We start from the raw sequence: 14,311 nt of genomic DNA, 5'->3' as shown, positions 1-14,311 counted from the left end.
ATTAGCGATGCGGAGGTGTTGGCGCACCTTCGCATCGCGCTAATAAAACCCCTGTAAATTACGCCAGTATCCTGGGGGAAGTCCAGATGTAAATAAGATGAAATAAGCGCGAATAGCACGCTTTCGGAATAAATAGAAAACCCCTTAACCCCAATAAATCCGGTATTATTCACCGTATAAATCCATTCTCATCCAATCCGCCAAATACCTGCCATTTCCAGAAAATAATGCTCCTCTGCATCTGGCCAAAAATGCGATCTCACTCACTGAAGCAAATAGTAAACTCTGAAACAACATCGTTTTGTACACTTTGCTTTACACTTTTAGTGATGTAAATCACAAATATCACTCCGTGAAGTGATCCGACTCTCACAAAATGGCGTGTACTCATTCACCAATACATTATGAGAACAGCCTGGAAAGTTATGTTTTCAGTATTTCCACTCTCCGCAGACACACTACGACGAATGGCAAATCGAAACGCAAAAAAAAACTTGTTGAATATTAACGGGTAAAAAAATGACGTGTGATTTGCATCACTCACATTTACAGCTTTTTAAATTATTGCCAGTGATTAATGTTGACCGGGCTATTTCCATAATCAATCAAATCTTGCATAGTGCCTCCACATTATTTCTCCCCCTGACTCAGGAGGCGAATAGTTATATTTCATCAGGATTTGTTGATGAACCAGGTATGATTTACTTCACATTAATACGTACATGACCACTGTTACTGGAGAAACAAAATGAATTATCCGGCAGAACCCTTCCGTATTAAAAGCGTTGAAACTGTATCTATGATCCCGCGTGATGAGCGCCTCAAGAAAATGCAGGAAGCGGGTTACAATACTTTCCTGTTAAATTCGAAAGATATTTATATTGACCTGCTGACAGACAGTGGCACTAACGCAATGAGCGACAAGCAGTGGGCCGGAATGATGATGGGTGATGAAGCGTACGCGGGCAGTGAAAACTTCTATCATCTGGAAAGAACCGTGCAGGAACTGTTTGGCTTTAAACATATTGTTCCGACTCACCAGGGGCGTGGCGCAGAAAACCTGTTATCGCAGTTGGCTATTAAACCTGGGCAATATGTTGCCGGGAATATGTATTTCACTACCACCCGTTATCACCAGGAAAAAAATGGTGCGGTGTTTGTCGATATCGTTCGTGACGAAGCGCACGATGCCGGTCTGAATATTGCGTTTAAAGGTGATATCGATCTTAAAAAATTGCAAAAGCTGATTGATGAAAAAGGCGCAGAGAATATTGCGTATATCTGCCTGGCGGTAACGGTTAACCTCGCTGGCGGGCAGCCGGTCTCCATGGCGAACATGCGTGCGGTGCGTGAACTGACAGAAGCGCATGGCATTAAAGTGTTCTACGACGCTACCCGCTGCGTAGAAAACGCCTACTTTATCAAAGAGCAAGAGCAGGGCTTTGAGAACAAGAGCATCGCCGAGATCGTGCATGAGATGTTCAGCTACGCCGACGGTTGCACCATGAGTGGTAAAAAAGACTGTCTGGTGAACATCGGCGGCTTCCTGTGCATGAACGATGACGAAATGTTCTCTTCTGCCAAAGAGTTAGTCGTGGTCTACGAAGGGATGCCATCTTACGGCGGCCTGGCCGGACGTGATATGGAAGCCATGGCGATTGGCCTGCGTGAAGCCATGCAGTACGAATATATTGAGCACCGCGTGAAGCAGGTTCGCTACCTGGGCGATAAGCTGAAAGCCGCTGGCGTACCGATTGTTGAACCGGTAGGCGGTCACGCGGTATTCCTCGATGCGCGTCGCTTCTGCGAGCATCTGACGCAAGATGAGTTCCCGGCACAAAGTCTGGCCGCCAGCATCTATGTGGAAACCGGCGTGCGCAGTATGGAGCGCGGAATTATCTCTGCGGGCCGTAATAACGTGACCGGTGAACACCACAGACCGAAACTGGAAACCGTGCGTCTGACTATTCCACGTCGTGTTTATACCTACGCACATATGGATGTCGTGGCTGACGGCATTATTAAACTTTACCAGCATAAAGAAGATATTCGCGGGCTGAAGTTTATTTACGAGCCGAAGCAGTTGCGTTTCTTTACTGCACGCTTTGATTACATCTAAAAAATAGTTATGGCCCCATCACGTGATGGGGCTTTTTTGTATTCCTTTTCCATGAACAGGAAGCCTTTGCGGTGCCCGTTACCGTGACATAACTAAAAAAAGTAAACCCTGACTCCGACATTTTTATTATCCGCATGATGTACAAATGACAGCTGTAATTATAACGAATAGTCTACAGGAACATTTATCATGGATATTAATGCCATTGAGCGACAGAGTAGTACCCCCGGACTGATTAGCGGAACCATGTTGGTTATCGCGACCGTAGTGGGTGGCGGGATGTTCTCCCTGCCGATTGCGATGGCCGGCGTATGGTTCCCCGGTGCGTCTGTTATTCTTCTATTTATCGCCATCATGATGTTATTAACCGGTCTGATGCTGGTCGAAGTTAACCTACATTATGGCGCCGGTGCCAGTTTTAATACTTTTACTCAGGATTTATTAGGCCGGAAGTGGAATATCGTGGTTGGTATCGCTTTCGGCTTTGTGCTGTATATTCTGACCTATGCCTATATCTCCGGTTCGTCGGCGGTGATGGCGCAAACCGTGTTCAAATACAGCGGTGTGCACTTTCCGGCGAATATCTCGGTGGTGATCGTCAGTATGCTGGTCGGCGCGATTGCCTGGTATAGTTCCTTGCTGGTCGGACGCATCACTACCGTGCTGATTATCGGTAAGTTTGTGGCGTTCTTTGCCACGTTCTCCGGGCTGATTGGCCATATCGAAGTGGCAAAACTCATCGACAGCGTGGCGGTGGCGTTGCCCAATTCGCAGTATCTGCCGTACATCCTGATGACGCTGCCGTTCTGCATCATCTCGTTTGGTTTTCACGGTAACGTGCCAAGCCTGGTTAAACTGTATGGCACAAGCGGAGTCTCGAATATTACGCGTTCGATTATCATCGGTACGCTGTTTGCTCTGCTGCTGTATATTTTCTGGCTGGGCGTGACGATGGGTAACATCAGCCGTTCCTCATTCCCGCCGATTATCGCCAAAGGCGGCAATATCGATGTGTTTGTCGAGGCCATCAGCGGGCTGTTCACCAGCCGATATATGGATCTGATCCTCACCTTTTTCGGCAACTTCGCGGTAGCCAGTTCCCTGCTGGCGGCGACGCTTGGCCTGTTCGATTACATCGCCGACCTGTTTCACTTCCCGGACGACGGCATGGGCCGCCTGAAAACCGCGCTGGTGACCTACTTCCCGCCAGCCGCCGTGTGCTTCTTCTTCCCGAACGGTTTTGTGCACGCGATTGGTTACGCCGGTCTGGCCTTTACCATCTGGAGTGTGATCCTGCCGCCGTTCCTGGTGAAAGCCGCGCGGAAACGTTTCCCAACCGCCAGCTATACCGCGCCCTGTAATAACACCGTGCTTAACCTGGTGATTGTCTGCGGAGCGGTTGTCTATCTGACGGTTGTTCTGGACGTATTTGGTCTGCTGCCAACGTTTCGTTAGACGGAGTCAAAATGAAAAACGTGTTGTCTGTTCAGTCGTCGGTCGTTTATGGCTATGCCGGAAATAAAGCCGCTGTGTTGCCGATGCAGCTCTCGGGGATCGATGTCTGGCCGTTTTACACCGTACAGTTTTCCAACCACACCCAATATGGGATGTGGCAGGGCATGGCGATGCCGCACGGCGAGCTGAGCGCGATCATCAGCGGGCTGGATGACCTGCAAAAGCTGGCGCAATGCGATGCCGTATTGTCCGGGTATCTTGGAGATAAACGCCATTGTGAAGAGGTGAAGTACGCCGTCTCCACCATTCGTCAGCGTAATCCGCAGGCGCTCTATTTTTGCGATCCGGTAATGGGCGACCCGCAAAAAGGCTGCATTGTCGCGCAGGGCGTGGAGTCATTTTTTGTCGATGACGCCATTCAACTGGCCGACATGATGGGACCGAATCTCTATGAGCTGGGCGTGCTGACGGGCAGACAACTGCGTAGTTTTGACGAGGTGGTGGAAGCGGCGCGGCAGCTGGTGTCGTGGGGCGTAAAGAAGGTGCTGGTGAAGCATCTCGGCGACTGTTCGCGGAACAAACAGGCGTTTGAAATGCTGCTGGTGACGCCGGAACAGACGTTACACATTGCCCGGCCGCTGTATACCTTTGCCAAAATGCCGGTCGGCGTTGGGGATCTGATTTGCAGCGTGATGCTGGCCTCACTGCTCAATGGTTATGAGGACAAGCAGGCACTGGAGCGGACCACCAGTGTTGTTGACGCGGTAATGCGGCTGACGAAAGAGCATGATTCGTATGAACTGCGGCTGATAGACGCGCGCCACCAGATTATGGACCCACAGGTTCGCTATCAGGCAACGGTGATCTGACGCCGCAAGGGGGCTCTGTGTTTCTGACATTGCTGAGGTTTCAGCATCCGCTGGTCTACCGTTTTGCATGGCTTCGTATTTGGGTTGTGATGTTAAGAGCGTGCGGACTGCGTAAGAGAAAGGGGTGAACATTTTACGCTGCTGCCGGATGCGGCTAGCGCCTTATCCGGCCTACAAATGAGCGTGAAACGCAGGCCTACAAATGAATGCGAAACGTAGGCCTGATAAGCGAAGCGCCATCAGGCATAAGTGCCCAGTATTACACGCGGAAGTAGCGTGGTGGAATCAACGCGGAAAAGGCGTCGAACTTCTTCACCATCTTTTTCCAGAACAACATAACAACAATCCTCGATTTGAAACATCGGCGCTATTTTAGTCAGCGCCGACAAATCGTAAAGTCTGTCGCCTCGTTCCGTTCCCGGGGAGGTGTAAACCTTTTTGGTCACCGCGTCGTCAAATACGGTTGCCGCAAATTTGACGGGGTTGACAATGGTTTATGCCATAAACCAGTAATAAAAGAGGCCAACCTTTAAGCCGAGGATCACGATATAGGCGCAGCAGTATTTCATGGTGCCAGACATGATCTGGTTGGCCTGACCGTCCATTTTTGTGGCGGATACCGCGATGGCGATGCTTTGCGGCGAAATCATTTTTCCGCCCGTTGCGCCAGAGGTGTTGGCCGCCGCCAGCCAGTTGGGATCGATATGCAGTTTGCTGGCGGCAATGGTTTGCAGTTTTCCGAACAAAATGTTCGAGTTGGTATCGCTGCCGGTAACGAACGTGCCCAGCGCGCCAATCACCGGGGCGAGGAAGACGTACGAGCTGCCGGTCAGATCGACAATCGACTGCGCCAGCGTGGAGATAATCCCGCTGAGATCCATCACCGTGGCCAGCGCGACGATCGCCATAATTGCAACGATAGAGTTTTTAAGCTGGAAAATCGTTTTGATAAATACTTCCAGCATCCCGCGTGCGGACGCTCCCTGAATAAAACCACCGATAATGGTCGCAAAGATGATCAGCATCCCTGGCGTGGTCACCCATTCAACTTTCAACGCCATCGTTTTGCCGTCAGCCAACGTGAAATGTAGCACCGAGGCCAGTTGTGAGGCTGCGCCTTTTATCGTCGGGAACAGCGGCGAACACATCAGGATAAACACAAAAATAAACAGATAAATAGAGCCAACTCGGAACAACACCTTTGCCGAGCGCGGCGTGGTTTCGCGGGTATGGCTGACTTCAATTCGCCACTCGGGATCGGTTTTCCCTTTGCGCAGACGGCTAACCATCGCCACGGCAAACAGGCTGACCAGGCTACCGGCAAAGGCGGGTAATTCAGCACCGAGATGAATAGCGACAAAATACTGCGGAACCAGCGTGGTAATACCGCAAATCAACGTAATCAGAAATACGCCGCGAATGGCTTTCAGGCCGCCGCCAATAATGCAGACAATCACAAACGGCAGCAGGATATTAAACAGCGCGAGCTGCAGAATAATGGTTCCGCCTAAGGTATAAACCGGCAGGTTAACCTGTTCTGCCAGAATAGAAACCGGGATCCCGACCGCGCCGAATGCAGTGGGAACGGTATTTGCCACCAGAGAGGCAATTGCCGCCTTCAGCGGATTGAAACCCAATGCGATAAGAATACCGATCGGAATGGCGACCGCTGTACCATAACCCGCCGCGGCTTCAAGAAATCCACCAAAGCACCATGAAATCAGCAGCACCTGAATACGCTTATCTTCGCTAATACTGGCGAGAATATCGCGCAGAATATCCAGCGCTTTGGTCGCCTGCATGACGTTATAACTGAAGATAGCGCCGAGGATCACAATCACAATCGGCCATAATCCCTTCAGCGCGCCATAGCCTATCGCGGCTTTTAGATTTTGTACGGGCATTTCCCAGAATATTGCCGATAGTGCAGCGGTGAATACCAAAGAGATCAGTACTGAATAATGGATGGGCATTTTCAATTTCAATATTAAAAATACCATCAGTAGTAACGGAGAGAGTGCCAGGGCAAACATAAAATATTCGTTCATTGCTATTCCCAATTGGTTCATTAAACCTGATTTATATTTATGGTTGGGAGGCTACATTGCTGTTCTAATAAAGTATGCAAACTGAATCGCTTCAGTGAATAAAGTAATTATGATTTGTAGTTTTGTAACTATTGTAATCTTTTAATTAAAATCTAATGCCGGGTAAATATACTTAAGTGCCGATTAAATACCTATAAGTAGTTATTTAATAAACTTTTTAATAATGGTAGTGACAACAGTGGTAATCACTTGAAACTGTTTTCTAAGGTGTTAATAACGCTGTGGTTTCCAATGTAAAAATGTGAGCGAGGCCGAAATAAATAAACCAGGGTATTGCATGTGCGAGTCGATTAGGGGATTATTTGTTTTTGTCATACAAATGAAAATAAAGACATTTGCGATTGTCCTGATATAAGAAGAGGAGAGTCGTCATCAAAGGAAAACGATCAGAGCATCACCATGACCCCAGGTATTGGTAAAACCAGCAAACAGAAAAACTGGGCATGAAATACGAATGAACATTTGTTTGATATCGCGATATCAAGCGCAATAAACAGAAATGAAGCAATGGAGTAGTTATTGTGAATGTAAATTTCTTTGTTACCTGTATTGGTGACGCACTGAAATCACGGATGGCACGAGACTCCGTATTGCTGCTGGAAAAACTGGGTTGTCGCGTTAATTTCCCCGAGAAGCAAGGGTGTTGCGGTCAGCCAGCCATCAACAGCGGTTACATCAAAGAGGCGATCCCCGGGATGAAAAACCTGATCGCCGCCCTGGAAGACAACGACGATCCGATTATCTCCCCGGCAGGCTCCTGCACCTACGCGGTAAAAAGCTACCCGACGTATCTGGTGGATGAGCCTGAATGGGCGCTGCGCGCCGAGAAGGTTGCCGGACGTATGCAGGATCTCACCTCTTTTATCGTCAACAAACTGGGCGTGGTGGACGTGGGTGCCAGCCTGCAGGGCCGCGCTGTGTATCACCCTTCCTGTAGCCTGACCCGCAAACTGGGGGTGAAGGAAGAGCCGCTCACGCTGCTGAAAAACGTGCGCGGACTGGAGTTGTTGACGTTTGCCGATCAGGACACCTGCTGCGGCTTTGGCGGGACGTTCTCGGTCAAGATGGCCGAGATCTCCGGCGAGATGGTGAAAGAGAAAGTTTTACATCTGATGGATGCGAAGCCGGAGTTTTTGATTGGCGCTGACGTCAGCTGCCTGCTGAATATTGGCGGCCGACTGCAACGCGAAGGCCAGCCGGTCAAAGTGATGCATATTGCTGAAGTGCTGATGAGCCGCTGAGGGGAAAGAGATGTCGATAAAAACCAGCGATGTAGAATTTAAACTGCGCATTCGTCAGCAGATCGAAGATCCGATCATGCGCAAAGCCGTGGCCAACGCGCAGGAGCGTATTGGTGCGAATCGGCAGAAAATGGTTGATGAGCTAGGCCACTGGGAAGACTGGCGCGATCGTGCCAGCCAGATCCGCGACCACGTTCTGAGCAACCTCGATGCTTACCTGTATCAACTCTCCGAGAAAGTGACGGAAAACGGCGGGCACGTCTATTTCGCCAAAACCAAAGAAGACGCCACCCGCTATATTCTGCAGGTTGCGCAGAGTAAAAATGCGAAGAAGGTGGTGAAGTCCAAGTCGATGGTGACCGAAGAGATCGGTGTCAACCATGTGCTGCAGGATGCCGGAATTCAGGTGATCGAAACCGATCTCGGCGAATATATCCTGCAGTTGGATCAGGATCCGCCTTCGCACGTTGTGGTCCCGGCTATTCATAAAGATCGCTATCAGATCCGCCGCGTGCTGCATGAGCGTCTGGGGTATGACGGCCCGGAAACCCCGGAAGCCATGACCTTGTTCATTCGCCAGAAGATCCGCGAGGATTTCCTCAGTGCCGAAATCGGTATTACCGGCTGTAACTTTGCCGTGGCGGAAACCGGCTCTGTTTGCCTGGTGACCAACGAAGGTAACGCGCGCATGTGCACCACGCTGCCGAAAACGCACATTGCGGTGATGGGCATGGAGCGTATCGCGCCGACCTTTGCCGAGGTGGATGTGTTGATCACCATGCTGGCGCGCAGCGCCGTGGGCGCACGTCTGACGGGCTACAACACCTGGCTGACCGGCCCACGCGAGGCGGATAACGTCGACGGCCCGGAAGAGTTCCATCTGGTGATTGTCGATAACGGCCGCTCGCAGGTGCTGGGCTCAGAGTTTCGCGATGTGCTGCGCTGCATCCGCTGCGGGGCTTGTATGAACACCTGCCCGGCGTACCGCCACATTGGCGGACACGGCTATGGTTCTATCTATCCCGGCCCTATCGGCGCGGTGATCTCTCCACTGCTCGGCGGCTATAAAGATTTTAAAGATCTGCCATACGCCTGTTCATTATGCACGGCCTGTGACAGCGTTTGTCCGGTTAAGATTCCGCTGTCAAAACTGATCCTGCGTCATCGCCGGGTGATGGCCGAGGAGGGCATTACGCCGAAAGCCGAGCGACGGGCGATCAAAATGTTCGCCTACGCCAATAGCCATCCGGGGCTGTGGAAAGTCGGGATGATGGCGGGCGCACATGCGGCGAGCTGGTTTATCAATGGCGGCAAAACGCCGCTCAAGGTTGGCGCGATTGGTGACTGGATGGAGGCGCGCGATCTGCCTGATGCCGACGGCGAGAGCTTCCGTAGCTGGTTTAAGAAACATCAGGCGCAGGAGAAAAAGAATGGATAACCGTACCGCGTTTTTAAATACCATCGCCCAGGCGCTGGGTCGCCCGCTGCGCTTCGAACCGCAAGCGGATGTCGCACCGGTTAACAACTATGCTAACGAGCGCCTGAGCGAACTTAGCCCGCAGCAGCGCTGCGATGCGTTTGTCCAGTTTGCCAGTGAAGTGATGCTGGCTCGCTGTGAGCTGACTCGCGAAGACCAGGCCGCAGATGCGGCGCTCCGTCTGTGCGAAGAATTGGGCCAGCAGCCGGTGGTGCTGAGCGGCGACAGCCGGCTGGCGGCGCTGGGCATTACCGAACGCTTGCAACAGGAATGCAACGCCGTGGTCTGGGATCCGGCGCGTGGCAGCGAAAATATTACCCAGGCCGAAAAGGCGAAAGTGGGCGTGGTGTATGCCGAGTATGGCCTGACCGAGTCCGGCGGCGTGGTGCTGTTTTCCGCGCCGGAGCGCGGGCGTTCCCTGAGCCTGTTGCCGGAATCCTCAATTTTCGTGCTGCGTAAAAGCACTATCCTGCCGCGCGTGGCGCAACTGGCAGAAAAACTGCATCAGAAGGCGCAGGCCGGTGAGCGTATGCCATCGTGCATTAACATCATTAGTGGGCCCAGCTCGACGGCGGATATTGAGCTTATCAAGGTGGTTGGAGTGCATGGCCCGGTGAAGGCGGTGTATCTGATTATTGAGGATTGTTGAGGCTGGATGGATAACCGCTCTGGCGCTGCGGGCCAGAGCGGTATCGACGTTATGCAATCATGCTGATGATCAATACGATAATCAGGCCAACCACGGAGTTCACCAGCTCCAGCAGACCCCAGGTTTTCAGCGTATCCTTCACCGACAGGTCAAAGTAGCCTTTGAACAGCCAGAACGAGGCATCGTTGATATGGGTCAGGGTGTTGGAGCCCGCCGCCGTTGCCAGTACCAGTAGCGCCGGATCGACGCCCACCAGTTGACCGGTTGCCGGGTCGAGAATGGCGGCGCTAATAATCCCTGCAGCCGTCATGGCTGAGACTACGCCCTGACCCGTTGCCAGACGAATCAGCACGGTTATCAACCACGCCATGATGTACGGAGAAATATTGCCGTGCGACATCAGCATACCGATGGTATCGCCAATGCCGGTATCAATAATGGTCTGCTTCAGTACACCGCCCGCGCCGATGATCAGGATCACCATGGCGATGCTTTTCACCGCGTTTTCAAAGGCATTCATCACCCATTGCATGTCGTGACCACGCGCGGTACCAAACAGCACGAAGGCGACAACCATAGCGATAAACATTGCAATCGGTGAAGAGCCTAAGAAGTTGACCACTTCCCACGCCTGCGTCCCTTTCACCAACCAGATGTTGGCGATGGTGGTGGAGATCATGATGATCGCCGGGATCAGCGGCACCAGGATAGAAACACCGAAGGATGGCAGGTTATTCTGGTCAACCGGTACGTCGGCCTTCATGAATGACGGCGTTGGGCGATCGAGGTTGCCGAGGAATTTCGGCAGGATAAGCCCGGCGCAGATCACGCTCGGAATGGTCACCAGAATACCGTAGATGTAAACCATGCCCATGTCCGCACCGTAGGCGTTAACCAGCGCCACCGGACCCGGCTGCGGTGGGAACAGCGAGTGGGCGGTGGTGGCGGCGGCAACGGCAGGAATCGCCAGCTTGAGGAACGGGATCTTCGCTTCTGCAGCAATGACGATCACCAGCGGCGCCAGCATAATGAATGCCACTTCATAGAACATCGCCAGGCCGAAGATCAGACCAATAATGATTACCGACAGCTGCACATAGCGCAGGCCGAGGCGCGCCAGCAGCGTATGGGCAATCTGATGCGCCGCCCCGGAATCAACCATCAGCTTACCGATGACCGCCCCGAATACCACGATAATCGCCAGTTCACCCAGCGTGCTGCCAAAGCCGGATTTCATGGTGTGCAGCAGCTCCATTAAATCCATACCCGCCAGCATACCGACCGAGAGCGCCGCCAGCAGCAGGGCGACCATCGAGTTTATTTTGAATCTTAGATTGAGCACCAGCATCAGACCGATGCCGAATACGACCCACAGAATATTGAGAACGTGCATATAACGTCTACCTTTATTGGTTGAACTATTATGATTTTGGTTGAGATGTTACATATATTGGTTAACCATTGATGCGATAAATGTCACATTGCGTTACATGTTTACATTCTTACTGAGCAACATGGCCGTAAAATGGCGATCTCAATAGAATAAATCGTGATTTGGTTAACCAATTTTAAGCTTCAGGTTGACATGTCATACCAAAAGGAGGAATTTATGTGCCATATCGTCGAGTCCATAACGTAACGAGGAATAAAACATGGAACAGACATGGCGCTGGTATGGTCCTAACGATCCGGTCACCTTAGCGGATGTACGTCAGGCGGGTGCCACAGGCGTTGTCACCGCCTTGCACCATATCCCGAACGGGGAAGTGTGGACGGTTGATGAGATCCTAAAACGCAAAGCCATTATTGAGCAGGCGGGCCTGGTCTGGTCGGTCGTCGAAAGCGTGCCGATCCACGAAGACATTAAAACCCGTTCCGGCAACTATCTGCAGTGGATCGCCAACTACCAGCAAAGCCTGCGTAACCTGGCTCAGTGCGGTATTCGTACCGTGTGCTACAACTTCATGCCGGTTCTCGACTGGACCCGTACCGACCTGGAATACGTTCTACCGGACGGCTCCAAAGCGCTGCGTTTTGACCAGATTGAGTTTGCCGCCTTTGAGCTGCATATCCTCCAGCGTCCGGGCGCGGAAGCGGACTACACCGCCGAAGAGATTGCTCAGGCAAATGAACGCTTCGCCAACATGAGCGATGAAGACAAAGCGCGTCTGACCCGCAACATCATTGCCGGTTTGCCGGGCGCGGAAGAGGGCTACACCCTCGACCAGTTCCGCCAGCATCTTGCGCGCTACAAAGATATCGACAAAGCCGCGCTGCGTGAGAATTTCGCCGTCTTCCTGAAGGCGATTATTCCGGTGGCGGAAGAAGCTGGCGTACGCATGGCGGTACACCCGGACGATCCGCCGCGCCCGATCCTTGGCCTGCCGCGCATTGTTTCCACGGTGGAAGACATGCAGTGGATGGTCGATACGGTCAACAGCATGGCGAACGGTTTCACCATGTGCACCGGCTCCTATGGCGTGCGGGCGGACAACGATCTGGTCGACATGATCAAACAGTTTGGCCCACGCATTTACTTCACCCATCTGCGCTCCACGCTGCGTGAAGATAACCCGAAAACCTTCCATGAGGCGGCGCATCTTAATGGCGATGTCGACATGTACGAGGTGGTGAAAGCGATCGTTGAAGAAGAACAACGCCGTAAAGCCGAGGGTAAAGAGGATCTGATCCCGATGCGTCCGGACCATGGCCACCAGATGCTGGACGATCTGAAAAAGAAAACCAACCCAGGCTACTCCGCGATTGGTCGACTGAAAGGGCTGGCGGAAGTGCGCGGCGTTGAGATGGCTATCCAGCGCGCTTTCTTTAGCCGCTAAAGCGAGTTGCCGGCCACCTGTCTGGCCGGCTTTTTCTTTTCTCATCCGTTGGCCTTTCAACGGGTTCTGGAGTTCACGATGACAACGACAATTGCCAATAGCGACCTGCCGGTTGCGCGCCCTGCATGGGACCGCTCGCGCCTGCAATCCCGCATTGTTCACCTGGGATGTGGCGCTTTTCACCGCGCGCATCAGGCGCTGTACACCCATCATTTGCTGGAAACCACTGACAGCGACTGGGGGATCTGTGAAGTTAACCTGATGCCGGGTAACGACTGCGTACTGATTGAAAATCTGCGCAAGCAGCAACTGCTGTATACCGTGGCGGAAAAAGGCGCGGACAACACCGTGCTGAAAGTGATCGGGTCAATGAAAGAAGCGCTGCACCCGGATCTTGACGGCTGTGACGGTATTTTACAGGCTATGGCGCGCCCGCAGACGGCAATTGTTTCGCTGACGGTCACCGAAAAAGGCTACTGCACCGATGCGGCCAGCGGTCAGTTAGATCTCAATAACCCGCTGATTAAACACGATCTGGCGAATCCGACCGCGCCGAAATCGGCGATTGGTTACATCGTACAAGCGCTGTACCTGCGCCGTGAGCAGGGGCTGGCGGCTTTTACCGTGATGTCCTGCGATAACGTGCGTGAAAATGGGCATGTGGCGAAAGTCGCAGTTCTGGGGCTGGCGCAGGCGCGCGACCCGCAGCTGGCGCAGTGGATTGAAGCTAATGCGACTTTCCCGTGCACTATGGTCGACCGCATTGTTCCGGCGGCGACGCCGGAAACGTTGCAGGAGATTGCCGACCAGTTGGGTGTTTACGATCCGTGTGCTATCGCCTGTGAACCGTTCCGTCAGTGGGTAATTGAAGACAATTTTGTCAACGGTCGTCCTGACTGGGACAAGGTTGGCGCACAGTTCGTGGCCGACGTGGTGCCGTTTGAAATGATGAAACTGCGCATGCTCAACGGCAGCCACTCTTTCCTTGCGTATCTGGGCTATCTCGGCGGCTATGAAACCATCGCCGATACCATGACCAATCCGGCGTACCGTAAAGCAGCGTTTGCGCTGATGATGCAGGAGCAGGCGCCGACGCTCTCGATGCCGGAAGGCACCGATCTCAACGCCTACGCGACGCTGCTGATCGAGCGTTTCAGCAACCCGTCTCTGCGCCACCGTACCTGGCAGATTGCGATGGACGGCAGCCAGAAACTGCCGCAGCGCCTGCTGGATCCAGTGCGTCTGCACCTGCAAAATGCCAGCGGCTGGCGTCACCTGGCGCTGGGCGTGGCGGGCTGGATGCGCTACACCCACGGTGTGGATGAGCAAGGGCAGGCCATTGATGTTGTCGACCCTATGCTGGCTGAATTCCAGCACATCAACCAACAGTACCAGGGCGCCGAGCGCGTGACGGCGCTGCTGGGGCTGTCTGGCATTTTTGGTCATGACCTGGCGGAAAACGCTGGCTTTGTGGAGACCATTATCGCGACGTATCAACTGCTATGTGAACACGGCGCACGTGAGTGCGTTGCGGCATTAAGCGCTGACGCATAACC

At 52.7% G+C, this 14,311-nt stretch carries 10 protein-coding genes; 8 read left to right on the top strand and 2 right to left on the bottom strand.

Translation table 11 applies throughout. From position 1 onward, the window contains the following. Positions 1-748: 748 nt before the first annotated feature. The 3 genes from SK33_RS20475 (at position 749) to pdxY (ending at position 4,443) form a co-directional block, all read left to right on the top strand. The gene (locus SK33_RS20475) at positions 749-2,119 is read left to right on the top strand and encodes a tyrosine phenol-lyase (protein ID WP_003837154.1); all 1,371 of its coding nucleotides are present in this window, start codon (positions 749-751) and stop codon (positions 2,117-2,119) included. Between the two features lie 189 nt (positions 2,120-2,308). Continuing rightward, positions 2,309-3,574, top strand: a complete 1,266-nt coding sequence (locus tag SK33_RS20470; RefSeq protein WP_048219796.1) for an aromatic amino acid transporter — start codon at positions 2,309-2,311, stop codon at positions 3,572-3,574. Positions 3,575-3,585: 11 nt separating this feature from the next. After that, complete coding sequence (gene pdxY, locus SK33_RS20465) at positions 3,586-4,443, top strand: pyridoxal kinase PdxY (protein WP_003031569.1); 858 nt, start codon at positions 3,586-3,588, stop codon at positions 4,441-4,443. A 494-nt stretch (positions 4,444-4,937) separates the two neighbouring features. Here the strand turns inward: pdxY and SK33_RS20460 are convergent, their stop codons facing one another. Further along, positions 4,938-6,491 (bottom strand): L-lactate permease, encoded by a 1,554-nt coding sequence (locus SK33_RS20460; protein ID WP_003837161.1) that lies wholly within the window; start codon positions 6,489-6,491, stop codon positions 4,938-4,940. Between the two features lie 581 nt (positions 6,492-7,072). Here SK33_RS20460 and SK33_RS20455 point away from each other — a divergent pair. From SK33_RS20455 to SK33_RS20445, 3 genes are read left to right on the top strand one after another with little or no spacing between them, the layout of a single operon-like run. Beyond that, positions 7,073-7,792 (top strand): (Fe-S)-binding protein, encoded by a 720-nt coding sequence (locus tag SK33_RS20455; protein WP_003033252.1) that lies wholly within the window; start codon positions 7,073-7,075, stop codon positions 7,790-7,792. Positions 7,793-7,802: 10 nt separating this feature from the next. Further along, on the top strand, positions 7,803-9,230 hold the full coding sequence (locus SK33_RS20450; protein WP_016149492.1) for a LutB/LldF family L-lactate oxidation iron-sulfur protein: 1,428 nt from the start codon (positions 7,803-7,805) through the stop codon (positions 9,228-9,230). Further along, positions 9,223-9,918 carry a LutC/YkgG family protein gene (locus SK33_RS20445; RefSeq protein ID WP_048219794.1) on the top strand — a complete coding sequence of 232 codons (696 nt, stop codon included), beginning with the start codon at positions 9,223-9,225 and terminating at the stop codon, positions 9,916-9,918. The genes SK33_RS20450 and SK33_RS20445 overlap by 8 nt, the downstream gene beginning before the upstream one ends. 49 nt (positions 9,919-9,967) lie before the next feature. Here SK33_RS20445 and gntP read toward each other — a convergent pair whose 3' ends face one another. Then, positions 9,968-11,311 carry a gluconate permease GntP gene (gene gntP / locus SK33_RS20440; protein ID WP_003033260.1) on the bottom strand — a complete coding sequence of 448 codons (1,344 nt, stop codon included), beginning with the start codon at positions 11,309-11,311 and terminating at the stop codon, positions 9,968-9,970. A 259-nt stretch (positions 11,312-11,570) separates the two neighbouring features. Here gntP and uxuA point away from each other — a divergent pair, with 259 nt between their 5' ends. After that, complete coding sequence (gene uxuA, locus SK33_RS20435) at positions 11,571-12,755, top strand: mannonate dehydratase (RefSeq protein WP_003033263.1); 1,185 nt, start codon at positions 11,571-11,573, stop codon at positions 12,753-12,755. Between the two features lie 78 nt (positions 12,756-12,833). Beyond that, positions 12,834-14,309 (top strand): fructuronate reductase, encoded by a 1,476-nt coding sequence (locus SK33_RS20430; protein WP_048219792.1) that lies wholly within the window; start codon positions 12,834-12,836, stop codon positions 14,307-14,309. Positions 14,310-14,311 lie beyond the last annotated feature (2 nt).

This window comes from Citrobacter sp. MGH103 (assembly GCF_001034475.2).
GTDB classification, from domain to species: Bacteria; Pseudomonadota; Gammaproteobacteria; order Enterobacterales; family Enterobacteriaceae; genus Citrobacter; species Citrobacter freundii.
The sequence above is the reverse complement of the archived record's forward strand: the minus strand, read 5'-3'. Positions and strand labels throughout refer to the sequence as shown.